Here is a 17,412-nt window from a genome sequence, read left to right as displayed (position 1 = left end):
TCGATGGTTTTTTCGGGATAGATCTGTGGCTCTAACTGATGTGATGCCTCAACTACGACATGCACAGCAGGAATGGAGTCGTCGCTCAATTGCAGAAAAAGCCCGTATCTTCCGGCGATTTCGCCATCTTCTTGTGAGTTCGCAGCAAGAAATCATTGATACGATCACGATTCCTCAAAGGCAATCTCTTGAGACGCTGACTGCGGAAATTCTTCCATTAGCCGAAGCGTGCCAATTTCTGGAACGTGTGGCAGGGCGGGCACTCTCGCCCAAAAAACTCTCAAGACGCGGTCAACCGCTCTGGATGCCAGGTGCGAAAGTTTGGGAACTTCGCCAGCCTCACGGCATTGTTCTGGTTGTGGGGCCATCCAACTATCCGCTCTTCCTGCCTGGAGTGCAGGTTCTTCAAGGACTCATGGCGGGTAACGGGATCATTTTGAAACCCGGTCGACTGGCGCAGCCGGTGTCTGATCTGTTGAAACGATTGCTGGTCGAAGCCGGTCTGCCGGAAGACCTGATGTATGTGACAGGTGAGAGCCATGCCGAGGTGGCCGAGGTACTTGCACAACGACCAGATTTTGTCGTCATGACAGGTTCCGTCGGCGGTGGCCAGGCCGTTCTGAAGTTAGCCAGTGAGCAACTCATACCTGGCACGTTTGAGCTTTCCGGTCGTGATGCGATGTACTTGCTCCCGGATGCCAGTTTTCAACTGGCCGCTCAATGTCTCGCGTTTGGTCTGATGATCAATGGCGGAGCGACGTGCATGGCTCCACGCAAAGTCTATTGTCCCCTGGGACGGCTCAATGAACTGGTGAATCTGTTCCAGCAGGAAGTCGGCCATCGAGGAGGTTCGTGCGCAGTGGATCGTGTTCATGCAGAACCAGCGATTCAGACCCTTGAACAAACAGTGGCCCAGGGTGGGCAAGTTCTGGCAGGTTCCTGGAGTCTGGAAGAAGACTGGCAACCGGTTCTTCTGGGGAATCTTGCTGCTGATGCCGCTGTATTGCACAGTGATTTGTTCGTCCCCGTGGCGACTGTGTTCGAGTATCAGTCGATCGAGGAACTGCTGGCAGAGGATCGGAAGTCTGATTATGCGTTGTCAGCTTCCATCTTTGGCAATACAGAAAAAGCCATGCATCTGGCTCGACAACTCTCGACTGGTTGTGTGGTCATCAATGATCTCATTGCACCGACAGCAGATCCACGAGTGGCTTTTGGCGGAAATCGATGGAGTGGCTATGGTCGCACGCGGGGAATTCCCGGTCTCATGGAGATGACGACCTTACAGGTGATTGTGTCCCCCCGGGGACGATGGAAGCCGCATCTGGGTGTTAAGGTTTCTGAAAATCTGCTTTCGGGATTGGCCAGGTGGTGCCATGGTGCAGGAGCGACAGCGCGAGAGGGTTTGTGGCAAATGCTCAAAAATTTATGGAGCAGATAAACTCCGCAATCCATGGAAGATTGCGTGGGTTGTCTCCGTTCGGTATTTGGAAAGAAACAATGGTTTTGTCAGATTCTTTCGCAGAGTTGTTCATAACATCACAGTTCTAAAGTGTTGATGCTGGCTATAATCGGGCAAACGAAAAGAATTCTTCAAAAGTTGAGCCATAGATGATTAATCAAACAACGCAGCAGGTTGCAGTCGTCGGGGCTGGTCTGGGTGGATTGGCAGCAGCCTGTACATTGGCTGCGCGAGGTTACCAGGTCGCGGTCTTCGAACAGAATGAGTGGTCTGGTGGTAAGGCTGCGGTACTGAATGAAGCGGGCTTCCGGTTTGACATGGGCCCGACGATTTTAACGCTTCCTTCTGTTCTCAAGAGAATTTTCGCTGAGGCCGGGCGACCACTCGAAGACTATCTCGAAATGGTTCCGCTTGATCCCCAATGGCGCTGCATTTTTGATGACGGCGATATTCTCGATCTGGTGGCCAACGTGGATGAGATGTACCGCCGGATCAACGACTTTTCCGAGAATCCAGCAGCCGGGCATGGCTATCGCAAGTTTCTGCAATACTCGGCTCAACTGCACGATCTGAGCAATCGTGTCTTTTTCTGGCGGTCGGTGGGCTCGATCAAAGATATGTTCCGCGCTGGCGAGTTGATGGACTTCCGGGGGCTGAAGGACATGCTTACCTTACGCATGGGAAGTTCGGTCGCAGGAACCGTGAGATCGTTCATTCCCGATGCCCGCGTTTCGCAACTGGTGGATCATTTCACGCAGTATGTGGGTTCATCCCCTGATGCTTCACCAGCAGTCTTGTGCGGCATCGCCCACATGCAGACGCAGGAAGGGATCTGGTATCCGATGGGCGGAACTCGGGCTGTCCCGGTTGCTCTCAGGAAGCTGGCCACCGATCTGGGTGTGGTTTTCTACGAAGGAGAACCGATTGAGAAAATTCAGAAGTCAGCCGGCAAAGTCACGGGGGTTACAACTCGCGCTGGTCGTACATTTGCCTGTGACGCCGTCGTTTCAAATGCCGATTGCGTGCGTATGCATGAGGAACTGCTGGAGCCCACCGATCGCACCAGATTTTTGAGTGAACGCAAGTACGAACCGGCCTGCTCAGGTGTGGTGCTCTATCTGGGTCTGAAAGAGCGATATCCTCAGCTATTGCATCACAATTTTGTTTTCTCGCGAGATCCTCACGAAGAGTTCGATGCGATCTATAACCAGGGAGTTCCTGCGCCAGATCCGACATGTTACATCTGCGCACCTGCCGTCACTGAGCCCGCAGTTGCTCCAGCCGGCGGCGAGGCTCTCTATATTCTGGTACATACTCCTTATCTGAGATCCGGGCAGGATTGGAACAAAATGCTCCCTGAGTATCGACAGGTGATTCTCGATAAGCTCAAACGCTCTGCCGGATTGACTGATATTGAAGACCGCATCGTCTACGAATCCGCCTTGACTCCCCAGAGCATTCAAGACCGGTATCGTGTCTTGAAGGGGGCCATCTACGGCCTGGCCAGTCATGGGAAGTACATGGGCGCGTTTAAGCCCGCCAATCGATATGCCGCAGTCAAGGGCCTGTATATGGCGGGTGGCAGTGTCCATCCCGGCCCTGGCATGCCCATGGTCATGATGTCGGGCTGGATTGCGGCTGATTCGCTCGATCAGGACCGGGTCGTGGAACCTGTCCGCAGAGACCTGGTTACGGCAGGGCGATAATCTTTTTCATGATGAGATCGACTAAATCGTTTGTCTGCCGGTGGTTGTCTATTCTTCAGCCAGAACGTGAGAACTGACAGGTGACGGGCCCGAATCAGACATCCCCCGAACAACTTCCTCGCATCAATCAGAGATGGTTCGACGGGTTTGCCTGGTATTCCCGAAGGTACCTCGCCCGGCACTTTCGCGCGATGCGCGTGCTGAAATCGGATGCCCAGCGGGCAGGGCCGGATGTTCCACTGGTGGCCTACATGAACCATGCCTCCTGGTGGGATCCGCTGGTGGGGCTGTTGATTGCCAAAGAGTTCTGGCCCAATCGAAATCATTATGGAGCCATGGATCGGGAAGCTCTCGAAAGTTACAAGTTCTTCGAGAAAATCGGGTTCTTTGGGGTGGATCGCGGTACGCCGCGGGGAGCTGTTCAGTTCCTGAAAATGGCACAGGCTATTACCAGCAGCCCGGCCCACGCTTTATGGATGACTCCGCAAGGCCGCTTTGCCGATGCCCGCGAGCGGCCCGCCGAACTGATGGCAGGCTTGCCACAAGTACTCTCACGATTGACCAGCGGCGTCGTGCAGCCAATTGCCATTGAGTATGTTTTCTGGGATGAGCGACTTCCTGAAGTGCTGGTTCACCTGGGAACCACTCGCGAGATTGCCAGCCTGTCGCGAGACCGTCATATCTGCCAGCAGGAACTTTCACAGCTTCTGACAACAGCCCAGGATGAACTCCAGGTAGCAGCCATGCAGCGAAATCCTGAGCTGTTCGAAACCATGATCGACGGCCAGCAAGGGATGTCGAGCATTTACGGCTGGTGGCGATCACTCAGACTGAGCTGGAAACGCAAGCCCCCAGCTAGCCACTAAAATTTATGTCTCCCTATCCCGTCTGGAACCCTCGCCCACGTCTTCGTGGGAGAGGTCAGGGTGAGGGTCTTCTGTCTTATCTTAGGTAGGGTGCATGCAGTTCTTACGAAATGCACCAATTCTCGGCCCTGTTCGCATTTCAATAGAGAAACATCTTTCTCTATTTCCATACGCCAACTCGAACTGGCGATGAAATCTTCTGCGTGGAGCCAGTAGAATCGGGGTTCCTGTCATCGCATCGATTCTGGTGTCGAGTCCGCTCGCCACGAGTGTGAATGGGCCGAAACCAGGGAAATCGCCCGCGTAACTCCGCGAAAGGCAGCACATGTCACCCGCTCATCACCTTACATCGGCCACATCCCGTCTCACGTTGTTGCTTTGGAGCTTTTGCGTCCTCTGCGGTGCTTCCTTCGCCGCAGATTCCACGAAGCCCAACATCGTGGTGATCTTTGCTGATGATCTTGGTTACGGTGATCTCGGCTGTTATGGGTCGCCAACAATCCGCACGCCGCACCTCGACGAGATGGCTGCGGAGGGATTACGGTTTACAGATTTTTATTCTGCCGCCGAGGTGTGTACCCCCAGCCGAGCGGCTTTGCTCACGGGACGATTGCCAATTCGCAGTGGCATGTGCGGGGCTCGCCGCGTGCTGTTTCCAAACTCCAAAGGAGGGTTGCCCCCGGCAGAGATCACCATCGCCGAGGCACTCAAGGAAAAGGGCTATGCCACTGCACAGATTGGCAAGTGGCATCTCGGCATTCACCCGGGGTCGCGTCCATTGGATCAGGGCTTCGATCAAAGCTTTGGCCTGCCATACTCCAATGATATGGATGCCCGGGCCGATTTGCCGAAAGGCTCGACGGGTTCACCCAATCCACCGCTCGACGGCTGGAATGTGGCGCTGTTGCGCAATGGAGAGGTTGTTGAACAACCGGCAAACCAGACCACGTTAACGAAACGTTATACCGAAGAAGCCATCAAGTTCATCACAGAGAAGAAGAACGTTCCATTCTTCCTCTACATGCCTCACACCTTTCCGCATGTGCCCATGTTTGCCTCGCAGGATTTCAAGGGCAAAAGCCGTGCGGGCATTTATGGTGACGCTGTTGAAGAGCTGGATTGGAGTGTGGGGCAGGTCCTGGGAGCCTTGTGTCGGGAAGGTATCGCTGAGAATACGCTTGTTTTCTTCTCCAGTGATAACGGCCCCTGGCTCATCATGGGCGATCAAGGCGGCAGTGCCGGTCTGCTCAAGGATGGCAAAGGGAGCACCTGGGAAGGCGGCATGCGTGTACCCGGGATTGCCTGGATGCCGAGCCGGATCAAGCCCGGCGTGACCAGTCAGCTCGCCAGTGCGATGGATGTGTTTCCCACGGCTCTGGCCCTGGCCGGTGCATCGCTCCCGAAGGATGTTGTGTTCGATGGCGTCGATCTCGCGCCATTACTTTTCGAATCCAGGCCTCTGCCGGAGCGACCGTTCTTTTATTATCGAGGCAATCAACTTTTTGCCTGCCGCCTGGGTGAATGGAAGGCTCATTTCCAGACTCAAACAGGCTATGGAGGCTCAAAACCGGAACGGCATGAACCAGAACTGCTCTTTCATCTCGGTCGCGATCCTTCCGAGAAACGTAATGTCGCCGCCGCACATCCCGAGGTTCTCATTCGTATTCAGGAAGCTGTGAAGGCTCACCAATCCCAAGTGATTCCAGGCCCCCCACAGCTTCAATAGTCGGCAATGATCCCCAGCGAAATGCCCTGACGTCTTGGCAAAATGCTGCTACGCTAATGCGATTATACGACAGCAGGCTGATTGAACTTGGTCGCCCTGATCACTATGCGAAGAGCGGGGTGCTGAAGTAGCGATCCATGCGATCCGGGAAGATCGTGACGATGGTTTTCAGATGTGGATGCTTCTCGCGTAAGATCTCGCCAGCCGCAAAGTTGAGACCCGAACTCGGGCCGACGGGGAAGCCTTTTTTAATCAGCTTTTTTGTCGTTTCGATCGCCAGGGCATCATCGACTTCAATCTCGATCAGATGGTCGATCCGGGCTTCGCGATAGATCGTGGATAACCCATCGACTACGCCGGGAATCTTCCCTGAGAAGCTGCAGCACTCGACATCCGAGATCAATTGACGGCTCACAGGTTTGGCCAGCACTGCCGATACAGGACAACCAAAATCCCGGAGACCCCAGTAGTTGCCGACCAGCGTCCCCCCGGTGCCAACTCCCGAAACGAACGCATCAATGCACTGCGTCCCCAACTCATGGGCAATTTCCTGGGCAGTCTGCGTCTGATGAGCCCGTGCATTGTCGAGGTTCTCAAACTGCCGGGGCAGAAACCCTTCCTGCTCCGCAGCCAGCTTCCGGCACATGGTCAATGAACCCAGAATGCCTTCACTCGCCGGGGTTAAAACCACCTGTGCACCATAAGCCGTAATGCTTTTGATGCGCTCCTGGCTCACTCCCTCCGGCATGACGGCGATAAACTTAAGCCCCAGATGAGCACAAACCATCGCTAATGAAATGCTCGTCGAACCACTCGACGCCTCGATCACTGATTGGCCAGGTTTCAAGGTTCCGTTTCGTATCGCTTTGCCGAGAATGAAAAACGACAACCGGTCTTTGGTCGAACCCGAAGGCTGCAGGTATTCCAGCTTCGCGTAGATTGGCGAACCACCATCCAGAGAGACAGGGACCAACGGCGTATTGAGTGGAGAAAGCATCTTGTTCTCTATCGCTCTATGCAGAGGAATACAGGGGATTTGTCGTAAGCCTCAAAGAAATAGAGTGCCAAAGAGCTCAGCAAAATGCACGATCTTGAACTTGTTCTTCCGTACAGAGTGGAGAAAGTGGAATCGAGGGCTCGCTGGCTGCTCACTTATGAATTTCGCCAGAAACGGTTTCTTTCCAAACTCTTACGTATTCCGATGATCATTTGTGCGTTGCGAGCCTGTGAAGCATGCTTGCTCGGAGCCGCAAGCATGGCACACACCTGTCACCGTCGAGTGCACGACTTTGGGTGGCACGCCCTGAAGGTTTTGCGGAAGGGCGTGGTCTTTACGCTTTTCAACTTCACGTTTTCATTCTGCTGGTGCTTGGGGTCGGATGTTTTCATCCACCCCCAGTTCCATAGCGCTGCCAGCGCGAATGCATGCGTGACATGCTCTCACGATTTTCAAGCATGTTCTTCATCAAGGATCAGAGCCCAACATTCTGGGGGCAAACGAGGACGTTTGACCCCAGCCACCCTGTCGATTTTCCTGTTCCAGCACAAATTCTCTCATCAAATGACACAGGCCCGGCTTCTTATGGAGAAGCCGGGCTGCAGGGGTTGAGTCAATCTGTCTTGATCAAGCGATGTTTGTGATCAATCAGTTGCCATTATTCGCAGGACGATTTCCGAGGCGAACGGCGCCTGTCGGAGCGGCTGGCTGCTGAGGAGCACCGGGTGCGTTCGCACCAGGAGCATTGGCGGCGGGAACACGATCCGGGCCGGTCACTGTGGCAGTCAGGTAATTGTCGATGCGTGTCGACTTCTGGATTTCTTCGAAGGTCTTGGCGACAGAGACCTGTGTCTTCTGTTCCGCAAGTTCGTCGTAGAGTGAATCGCGGATTTCCTGAGTCAGTTCGTTGACCGTAGGAACCGTGCGGCCTTCGCACTTGATAATCGCAAAGCGGCTGGGGCCCACTTCGATCACGCCGGAGATTTCGCCTTCCTTCAGAGCAAAGGCGGCCTTTTCGAGGCTGTCGTTGCCAGAGTACTTGGGAATCGGTGGGACGGAGCCACCAAGTGCCCGGCTCTGGGGATCGATCGAGAATTCCTGAGCGTACTTTTCAAAGTTATCAGCGTCAGCATTCGCCTTTTCCCACACGGTCGTCGCGCGGCGGAGGTTATCCATGAGAATCATGCGGGCCTTGACGCGAGGGCCGTAGTTGCGAACAAAGGCGCGATTCAGCTCTTCTTCCTTGATGTCGATTTTTTCGCTGGCGAGCTTCTTCAGTGCCAGCATCGGCCAGATCACGCTGCGGCGATACTGCTGAGGATTGATGCCGCGTTCAGCCTGAAGCATCTGATACCAGTTGTTGACATCCAGGTTGAAACGCTTGGCAATGCGATTGATTTCGGCGGTGACTTCTTCTTCGGTCACGGTCACGCCAGCGGCTTCGCAGGCCTGCTGGATCATGGTGCGATTGATAATGTCGTCGAGAACTTCCTTGCCATATCGGGCAACGCATTCTTCAGCGACCATGTCAAAAGGAATGATTTCCTTATTAACGCGAGCCATCACCTTCACCGGGCGATCTGTGGTTGGCGTAGCCTTTCCAGCTGTTTCCGTCGCAGCCTGACCCACTTTCGGGCTCATCGACTGCATGACGAATCCGCCGGCAGTGAGAATGGCAGCAGTCCCTGCGATGAAAGCGACTGGCTTAATCCATTTGGATTTTGGCTTTTTGGCGGCTGCCGGAGCCGGTGTATTGGTCTCGAGGTGCATCCCTTCACCCATGATTCTTCCCCTGAAGTTAAGTGAACATTCGGCTCTAAAAGGCCAGGGGAATTCCTCAATGGAAATCCTGCCGTCGAGCGACTTATGGCGTTTTAGAAGAAAATCGAATTTTCAGTCAAGAACGGTTTATCTTTTGCCGATAAGCCCCACCCGCATTTTTGAGCATTTCGCAAAAAGCATCATGGTGAGCATGTGTTTATGAACGAAGAATTTCTCGTTCAGCGAGCCGGCAGGGCCACCTGTTGGGGATGCTTGAGGTAAGCGATCAGGTCGCGAATCTGGGATTCACTGAGTGGCTGGAGAATGCCATCCGGCATGGGTGATAAATTTGTCGGCGTCAGTTCCACAATCTCACTTCGCTCAATCGTCAATTTTTCTGTCTGAGTCTGCAGTGTGAGCGTTCGTGGTGTCTGCTCGACAATAATGCCCGAAAGGACGCGGCCATCTTCGAGTTCAGCCACCGACATGCGGTAATCTTTGGAAACCACACTGCTCGGGTCGAGAATGTTTTCCAGCAGGTAATCGAGATTCGATCGCTGCGCGCCTGTCAGATCGGGGCCAATCGCGCCCCCTTCGCCATAGAGTTTGTGACATTTGGCACAATGCGTAGTAAAGAGCACGCGGCCATCGCCCAGCGAGGCTTTGGCCAGAGTTTCGCCAGTCAGTTTTTCCTTGAGCTGCTCAATGGCCAGACGCTTATCAGCCGTGGTTTCGCGAGCTTCCCCCCAGAGCTTGGTCAAAGCTTCGTCGAGTGCTGGATCCTTCAAGGCCCGCATTTGGCGCACGTCGAAAGCGGTGATATCAGCCGTAGGAATTCTCCCCTCTTCGAGTCCCTTGATGAGAGCTTGAGCATATTCCCGGCGAGTGGCCAGTAACGAAATGATTTCGGGGCGGACGGGGGCTCGGAAAGAGCGATAACTCGCCACAATCTGCTGGCCAATCTGTGGGCGATTGGCCCGGGGATGATTCCAGTTGGCAAGGCCTTTGGCAGCCGCCACATTGAAGCGGGCTTCCTTCAGCAGTGGCACGAGGATCTGGTCAAGATCGTCGGGATGATTTTCAGAAAGTGTGGCCAGGGCCGCAAGACGATTGGCAGGATCGGACTGGCTATCCGTCGCGACCCGGCGGACATCGGCCATGGCCCGGCCATCGCCAAAAAGCAGATTCAGGTCGGTGAGCAGCGTCTTGAGTTTGGCATCGTTCGATAACATCGGCGTCGCTTCTACGACAGCGATCACTTGAGGCCACGCATTGGGGGCTTTGGCTTTTCGCCAGCCTTTGAGACCATCGGTCAGTCCCGCCGCGAGATCAAACAACTGAGCGGGATCTTTCTGCTGGACGACCTTTGCGACGAGGGCATCGACGTGTTCTGGATGCGATTCCAGATCTTCTGCCAGCCGACGAACTATCTTCTGCCGCACAGAAGGCCATTGGCTCTCCTGAAAGACTTTTACCAGTTCTTGAGGTACCGCTTCAGCGACAGGAATCAGCCCATACCAGACCATGAGTGGCAGATTGTGATCGTTATCATCGCGAGCATCTTTCATCAGCAAAGCGGCCAGTTGCGGCCTGAGTTCGACTGGCAATCGCTGCAAAGTGGAAGCAAGAACCAGCCGCACGAAGGGCGATGGATCGTGCTGGGCTCGTTCCAGCAACATGGGCAATTGCTGACGGGCATGGAGCAGTATCGCTGCCTGCTCAGCGGCTGATCGCGAGCGCTGCCGGCTCATTGCGTCGTCGATGGGAAGCCGATCCGTGGCCAGTCGAATCGCCCACGCACGTACCGATTCATGAGGCGATTGTAGTGCCAGCGCCAAAGTTTGCGGCGGCAGGCTTTGCTGCTGCATACCGGCAATCGTCCCGATGGTCACCAGCAGGCGCAGCTGTGCCTGCGCAAACTCTTCGGGAGCTTTGCCAGCGCTGGACTTGTCCATTTCGGCAAAGAGCTGCTGCAGCGTCGAGAAAGTCTCGGGGTCTAAGGTCTTGGCACGGGCTCGATGGGCCAGCTCCAGGCGAGCCTGACGAACATCCCACTCATTGGTGGATTGCAGTAAAGGCACCAGCAGTAAATCATTCACGGCATGGAATGGAACTGTTTTGTTGGGCGGTTTGGGCGGAAGTGGTGAGTTGCTGGTGGAACTGATGCGATAAATGCGACCGCTGGTGCGATGCACGCCGGTATGTTCGTGGCATTCTCCGGTATCGCTCCAGTCGAGCACATAGACATTGCCATCCGGCCCATAATCGAGATCGATGCCTCGGAACCACGCATCGGGTGAGAGGAACATATCGGGTTTATGGCGAGCGACGTAGCCGCTCCCTTCGCGATCGAGTTGTTCGACATTGATGCGCCGACCATGGAAATTCAACGTGAATAGCTGGCCCCGGTATTCTTCTGGCCATTGGCCGCCCAGGTAGATCATCGTTCCCGAATGAGCATGGCCGCCGCCCAGTGAACTGGCCGCGCCATCGCGTGAGGCTGTCCAGCTCTTTCCCGTATCAAAGTGATAATGGTCGGCATGTTGATCAATCAGCCCATAGGTGCGGGTATTCGGGTCGAGCGTGAAGGGTCTCGTATAGTGCGCGCCGGGGATCGCATGCCAGAGGTGGCCATTGACGGTGTTGACGAAGAAAATCTCGTAGAACGCGTTCCAGTCGTGTCCCCAGGGATTGGTCGTCCCGGTGGTAAGAACTTCGACCTCGCGCGAGACAGGATGATAGCGCCATATGCCCCCTTCGAGAGCCACACGTTCTTCGGGAGGAGCATCGGGGAGACCAACACGAGCCGGGCAGGAACCACCACAGCGGCCATAGAGCCAGCCATCCGGCCCCCATTTGAGGCCATTGGCAAAGTTGTGATGGTTTTCGCGGGCCACTTCGAAGCCGTCGAGCATCACCTGAGCCGGGCCATCGGGAATGTCGTCATGGTTGGCATCGGGAATGAAAATCAGTTGCGGCAAAGCGAGCAGCCAGACTCCGCCATGACCAATGGCGATGCTGGTGCATTGCCGGATGTCGTCAGTGAAGACTTTCCGCTGGTCCATGACTCCGTCACGGTCTTTGTCTTCAAGAATCAGCAACCGGTCGCGCAGTGTCGGTTCGAATCGTTGTGTGCGTTCGGCGTAAGTGTAGTTCTCCAGGATCCACAGCCGGCCCAGAGAATCCCAGCACATGGCAATCGGGTTTTGAACATCGGGTTCGGTGGCAAAAACATTCACCTTGAGCCCCGAGGGGACCTCTGTTTTCGCTGCTGCTTCGCCTGCTGGCATTGAGGAATCGGTCGATGATTTCTCGGTATTGAAGGGGGCAGGGAATGCGCTGGAAGAATCGGCTGGGGTAGAAGCTGTTGATTGAGCCGCCAGGGATTCTTCACGGGAAGAGTTCGTCTGAGCGTCAAGCGGAGAAACGTGAATAGTGACGCTGGTCAACAGAAAGCTGGCGAAAGCTAGAGCAATGAATTTGGAAGAAGTCACAGCGGATTGATCCTCGGGCTGATACGGTCAATATCGAAGCATCGACAATTGATGATATCAGATGCTGTGGCCAGTCGCAGCGACGAATGTCGAACATAGAGGAGAGCCACAGGGGCAAGCCTCAGTCGCTGAGTGAAGATGGATTCATCCGGCCAATCTATTGAGGCGGGGTTTCCACCTGATAGCAGGCGAGTTCCTGATTGTTGCGTACGAGGAGCTTGCCGTGGGCGATGACCGGATGAGCCCAGGTGGTTGCATCGGGTAGAACACGGAACTTCGTGATTTCGACAAACTTTTCGGGAGTTGGTTCCACGAGTGCCAGCTCGCCATTTTCACAACTGACGAGGATCGAGTTATCTGTCATCAGGATCTGACCATAGCCATAAGGTGGGCCCTTCCACTTGATCTTTCCCGTCGCGATGTCGAGGCAGGCGAGGCGGTTTTCATCAAGGCCATAGATGTAGCCGTCTTTGAGAATTCCATCGTTGAACTTCAACCGGAATTTATTGGTCTTCCAGATTGGTTTGACCTGCCACGAAGGTTCGGCAGGTGTGAGCTCGATTCGGGCACTCCCCACCGAGTAGCCGCAGGAGAGAAAGAGCGATTGATCAGGGAGGAGAATCGGCTGGCAGGCGTTGACCTTGGGCTGGTTGACCCAGGGGAACATCCAGAATTCTTTGCCAGTTTTTGGATCCAGCCCGGAAAGACCAGCAGCATGGAAGACGAGAACCTGGCGAACGCCGTGAATCGTCTCCACCCGTGGCGCTGTGTAGCTGGCTTCGTAATCGCCGACAGACCACATGAGCTGGCCATCCGTCGCACGATACGCAGCAATCGAATGGCCGTCTTTTCCACCAGGATTGACAATGACGAGGCCATCTTCAATCAGAGGTGAACCGGCCATGGCCCAGGGGATATTGGTGGCGTCGGCATCCTTGAGAATGTTCGTCGACCACAAAACTTTTCCTGTAGCCGCATCGAAAGTGTTCAGTATGCCAGTCGCACCGAGAGTATACAGTTTGCCTTCGAGAAACGTGGGAGTGGCTCTGGGGCCGTCACCACCCATCGCTTCCGAAAAGCGGGTCTGATCGGCATGCTTCCAGAGAACGTTGCCCGTGGCCAGATCGAGGCAGAGCACCTGCTCTTCCTGCTCGACCTGCGTTTGCGTGAAGATCCGGTCTCCAATGACGGCAAAGCTCGACCAGCCGACACCAATCGGCTTGCCCCAAAGTTTCTTCGGAGGAGTGGCTTCACTCCAAGACAGAGGGATAGTCACTCCGGAGGCCACACCCGCGCGATCCGGCCCGCGAAATTGAACCCAGTCTCCCGGCCCGGCGGTGAGAACAGGTGTGGCAACAGCTCCCTCTTGAGGAGCGACAGGAACGTTTCGGGCAGCAGCTTCCGCTTTGGGGGCCCAACGCCACACGACGCGAGGCACCATATCGCCATTGAAGCCTTCAATCGTGGCGACTGACATCACCAGCCCGCCAACGAAGAGCAGGCTTCCTAAACCAATAAGACGCGACTTCCAGGTGAATCCAGAGCCGAAAACCCACCAGAGCAACAATGAGAAAATCGTCGCTGGCCAGACGAAGAGCGTCGTCATGATGAGCATGGTGCGATCTTCACTGTACGTCAGATAGAGTGCTGTTTGAGCGACTCCTGCCAGCAGCAGCGTCACTCCAGGCCAGATCCAGCGGCGTAATGTGGGAGAGGCAGATCGTTCTTCAGGAGTGGCTGAACCCGACATCGAATGTTTCCTCGGACCGCTATTCGCCCAATACGGGAGACTACCCATCGTTCACAATTGGGGTTTCGTGATGGAAGGTCGTCACCAGATTCTCGACGACTGATGCTCAATCACATGGACTGTTCGCACTGTCGCCACAGTGAAAACCAGCTTCCACAACATGACGGCGGCAAAACTATTCGCCCAACTCGTCAGGTTCGATATCTTTCTTGCCTTTTGACTTACGAGGGGGACGTACAGGTTCCGACCGGCGAAAAACGGCAACCACATCTTCAATCGGAACCACATACAGCAGATTGTCGGGCTCAAAATCGACCGGAATGGCATTCTTCGGGTGAAACAACACCTTGTCGTATTTCTTCACCGGGAAGTCGAGATCGCGCTCGATCAACACACTGATTTCCACCACGCGGCCGGTAATCGTCGGAATTTCAGCCTGATCCGGCAACACAATCCCGCCGCGGGTCTTTTGCTTGCTCTCGTCTTTACGGATCAGAATTCGCTTTCCCAGCGGCTCAACGAATTCGCTCAAGGTCACTCTTCCGGGAAACAGGTAGTTAACTCGGGACTCCCAGATTCTATGCAGATCGAGCAGTGACGAAAAGGGAACGTTTTCACCTCTGCGGTTGTCGATGCGGGATTATTTCCCCTTCGAAAACGATTCAGAGACAAACTCCAGTGCATCCGGGAGTGAGCGTTGCCAGTACTTCCAGTTGTGCCCGCCGTCACGGACACGGTACTCATGCGGAACTTTCAGGTCGCTGAATGTGATGTGCAGCAGGGAATTTCCCTTGTAAAGGAAGTCGTCGTCCCCACAATCGATGAACCAGCGTGTCTGTTTGAGCTGTTCCACGGGCGTTTTTGGCAGCAGGTACAGCACACTGTTCCGATTGTAAAACTCAGTGATCCGTTCGTCCCCTTCCTCAAGATCGCCGACGGAAGGAACGTACCGCTTTTTGAACTCGGCAAACGGAATCGCCCGCATTTCTTCATCCGAGCGAACACCGGCACTCATGGCATAGCAGGAGGCAAACAGCTCAGGATGGTGCAGGGCATAAAGCAAGCTTCCATAACCACCCATCGACAGGCCCGAAAGTGCTCGATCAGCACGATCTGTTTTGACGCGATAGGTTTTCTCAATATGCGGCATCAGTTCCTTAATGAAATAATCTTCGTACATGTACTCGCCCATCACGCTGTTCATGTAATAACGTTTCTCCGCATCGGGCATCACGATGATCATCGGAAGTGCCCGGCGGGTCGCAATGGTGGCATCCGCGAGGGGTTGCATGTTTCCCTTCAACTGCCAGCTCGTTTCATCGTCACCAAAGCCGTGGAGCAGATAGAGCACTGGGTACGAAGTCGTCGAGCCTTCATAACCCGCGGGAAGATAAATCGAGTACTTCATCTCCTTCTTCAAAATGTCGCTCTGAATTTTCTGGCTGAGCAGCAGTTTGCTCGTCCCTTTCGGTTGACCAGCGACAAGCTTGGACGAGACTTCCTTAAGACGGGCTTGAGCCGCCGGATCTTCTGCCAGTGGAGCTTCATGAAACGCAGCCAGTAGTTGATCCCAGACGACGTTTAACTCCGCCTGCATATTGCTCGTATGGGCTGTGATCGCAATGACCGCATCCTGCTCGGGCAAAACAATGCAAAACTGTCCATCTTTGCCATCACCTCGGAAGGCTCCGTGTCGGCAGCGCCAGAACTGATAACCATAGCCCTGTTCCCAGTCACTTTGGGGATTGCTGCCATTCGAAACATGCTTCGAAGTGGCTTCGCGAATCCACGCTGCCGGAAGAAGTTGCTGGCCATTCCATTGCCCTTCATTCAGTGCGAAGAGGCCAAAACGGGCGATGTCTTCCGTCGTAATCATGAGACCAAACCCACCGTAGTTGATTCCTTCAGCACTGGTCGACCAGGCCGGGTTTTCAATGCCCAGGGGCTTGAACAAACGCGGAGTCAGGTAGTCGATCAACTTTTCACCCGAGACCTTCTGCACGATTGCCGAGAGCATGTAAGTGGCGGGTGTGTTGTACTTGAAGTGCGTTCCCGGCTTATGGGGGACAGGATGCGCCAGGAACATGCGAATTCCCGAATCCTCAGGCCCACCGATGAGTCTGGGCTCGGTCTCATGGCCTGTGGACATGGTGAGGAGATCCTTGACCCGCATGGCCTTAAGATTGGGCGAAACTTCAGCGGGAAGATGATCGGGGAAGAACTTGATGACCGGGTCATCCACACTGAGCCTCCCTTCGCTCACTGCAAACCCAATTGCCGTCGAGGTGAAACTCTTGCTCAGCGAATGCATCACATGCGGCGTGGTCGGTGTCTGTGGTTGCCACCAGCACTCGGCAACCACCTTTCCATGCCGGATCAACATGAAGCTGTGGAGTGTGTTGATCGACTGATCCGCAGCTTCAATGAATTTCTGAATCTGAGCCGAGGCCACCCCCTGCGATTCAGGCGTGGCTCGTGGCAACGGTTGAGCCAGCGCTGTGGAATTCAGTGCTGTCGACAAGTGCAGAGTGAAAATCGTCAGGAATAAGTAGCGCATCATCATGGGAGTAACTCTTGAGTGTCAGGTATTGGATCTGGTTGAAGTTTGTGCGTGTCCTAGTGGCATTCGGCTGTGAGAGGGCCGGCAAGCTCGTTGAGAAAGAAGAATTTGCCGGGTTGTGTCGTCATGTAAGTCGATGGAATCCACGATGTCGGAGCATGGCGAAAGGTCATCCAGAGAGAAAGACCCTGCCATTGCATGCCGCGAGAAAAGATGCCATCTGCTCCGCCAATGATATGGTCGGCTCCCAGGAACAGTGCTGGGCCAATGGTGTTGGCAAAGGCTGGTACCAGCGTCGTGCGACTCTTAAAACTGGTCAGGGCATTCTGTTCGATCGTCAGTGGATGAAGCCTGGCACCCAGGCGATGGGTTTGCGATTTCCACTCAGTTTCACTGCCATATTCGCCGGCAAAGTGTGGCTCCCAGAAAGCAATATGGCAGACTCGGCCCACGCCAAAGACCAAGACATGCATCGCCCCTTGAGATTTCAATTCGCCCAGTCTTTCGGCATAGGTCGGGAGATGCTTGCGAGTCGCGAAGTTCCTCTGCTTTTTCGGAACGGTTAACTTTCCTAAAGGGCCATAGAAGGCCTGCTCCATGGCAAACTGAAAAGCACCGGGATCAGTGGCGGGTAACGTATTTCCTGAAGCATCACTCCATTCGTCCATGTTGAAGCCATAGACGTGTTCGCACGAGACGTTCCACTCCTTGAGGAAGTAAACCGCCCAGCGATACATGCCCATCGGGCCTACAGGCAGGATGATCGATAACTTCCGGCCCGCTTCTTTCGCATGGCGAATCGTCTGAGCAATCTCGTGGCCCATATAAGTGTCGAAATCGCTTTGGGAAACGCACTCGATCGGTTGGAAAGATTTATGCCACCAGGGTTGCCGCTGGGTAATGGTTGCCGGGTTAGCATCGACACAGGCATCGATGCGGGCGAGATCCCAACCGGCAGGAAAAAAGCCTTCCAGCATCGATCCCGCCAGTGTGGTGAGCAGATTCATCGGTGATTTCTCCGGGGTAGCCTCGCAATGCACCTTATCTCTCACATTCGATACCATACTCAATGGAGCAGCGATAGATGCTG

11 protein-coding genes are annotated in these 17,412 nt (G+C 54.7%); 4 read left to right on the top strand and 7 right to left on the bottom strand.

Annotated features, from left to right (window positions below; all coding sequences use genetic code 11):
* The first annotated feature begins 25 nt into the window (after window positions 1-25).
* The 4 genes from PLIM_RS14090 (at window position 26) to PLIM_RS14075 (ending at window position 5,760) form a co-directional block, all read left to right on the top strand.
* Complete coding sequence (locus tag PLIM_RS14090) at window positions 26-1,441, top strand: aldehyde dehydrogenase family protein (RefSeq protein ID WP_013110995.1); 1,416 nt, start codon at window positions 26-28, stop codon at window positions 1,439-1,441.
* A gap of 170 nt (window positions 1,442-1,611) precedes the next feature.
* A complete protein-coding gene (locus tag PLIM_RS14085) occupies window positions 1,612-3,168 on the top strand; it encodes a phytoene desaturase family protein (RefSeq protein ID WP_013110994.1) in 1,557 nt (518 codons plus the stop codon).
* 80 nt (window positions 3,169-3,248) lie between these two features.
* Window positions 3,249-4,034, top strand: coding sequence for a lysophospholipid acyltransferase family protein (locus tag PLIM_RS14080; RefSeq protein ID WP_013110993.1), 786 nt, complete (start codon window positions 3,249-3,251; stop codon window positions 4,032-4,034).
* 325 nt (window positions 4,035-4,359) lie between these two features.
* Window positions 4,360-5,760: a sulfatase family protein gene (locus tag PLIM_RS14075; protein ID WP_013110992.1), complete on the top strand. Its 1,401-nt coding sequence runs from the start codon at window positions 4,360-4,362 to the stop codon at window positions 5,758-5,760.
* 103 nt (window positions 5,761-5,863) lie between these two features.
* Here the strand turns inward: PLIM_RS14075 and PLIM_RS14070 are convergent, their stop codons facing one another.
* From PLIM_RS14070 to PLIM_RS14035, 7 genes are all read right to left on the bottom strand, one after another.
* A complete protein-coding gene (locus tag PLIM_RS14070) occupies window positions 5,864-6,757 on the bottom strand; it encodes a PLP-dependent cysteine synthase family protein (protein WP_013110991.1) in 894 nt (297 codons plus the stop codon).
* A 648-nt stretch (window positions 6,758-7,405) separates the two neighbouring features.
* Window positions 7,406-8,539: a peptidylprolyl isomerase gene (locus PLIM_RS14060; protein WP_013110989.1), complete on the bottom strand. Its 1,134-nt coding sequence runs from the start codon at window positions 8,537-8,539 to the stop codon at window positions 7,406-7,408.
* A 218-nt stretch (window positions 8,540-8,757) separates the two neighbouring features.
* Window positions 8,758-12,012 (bottom strand): PVC-type heme-binding CxxCH protein, encoded by a 3,255-nt coding sequence (locus PLIM_RS14055; RefSeq protein WP_013110988.1) that lies wholly within the window; start codon window positions 12,010-12,012, stop codon window positions 8,758-8,760.
* A 157-nt stretch (window positions 12,013-12,169) separates the two neighbouring features.
* Entirely contained in the window at window positions 12,170-13,762 is a 1,593-nt protein-coding gene (locus PLIM_RS14050; protein ID WP_013110987.1) for a PQQ-binding-like beta-propeller repeat protein, read from the bottom strand.
* Between the two features lie 175 nt (window positions 13,763-13,937).
* Window positions 13,938-14,294 carry a co-chaperone GroES gene (locus PLIM_RS14045; RefSeq protein ID WP_013110986.1) on the bottom strand — a complete coding sequence of 119 codons (357 nt, stop codon included), beginning with the start codon at window positions 14,292-14,294 and terminating at the stop codon, window positions 13,938-13,940.
* A gap of 108 nt (window positions 14,295-14,402) precedes the next feature.
* The gene (locus PLIM_RS24575) at window positions 14,403-16,325 is read right to left on the bottom strand and encodes a serine hydrolase (RefSeq protein ID WP_013110985.1); all 1,923 of its coding nucleotides are present in this window, start codon (window positions 16,323-16,325) and stop codon (window positions 14,403-14,405) included.
* Between the two features lie 53 nt (window positions 16,326-16,378).
* Window positions 16,379-17,329 (bottom strand): 6-phosphogluconolactonase, encoded by a 951-nt coding sequence (locus PLIM_RS14035; protein ID WP_013110984.1) that lies wholly within the window; start codon window positions 17,327-17,329, stop codon window positions 16,379-16,381.
* Between the last annotated feature and the right edge of the window lie 83 nt (window positions 17,330-17,412).

Source organism: Planctopirus limnophila DSM 3776, from assembly GCF_000092105.1.
In the GTDB taxonomy this organism is placed as follows: Bacteria; Planctomycetota; Planctomycetia; order Planctomycetales; family Planctomycetaceae; genus Planctopirus; species Planctopirus limnophila.
This window is presented reverse-complemented; position numbering and strand designations above follow the sequence as displayed.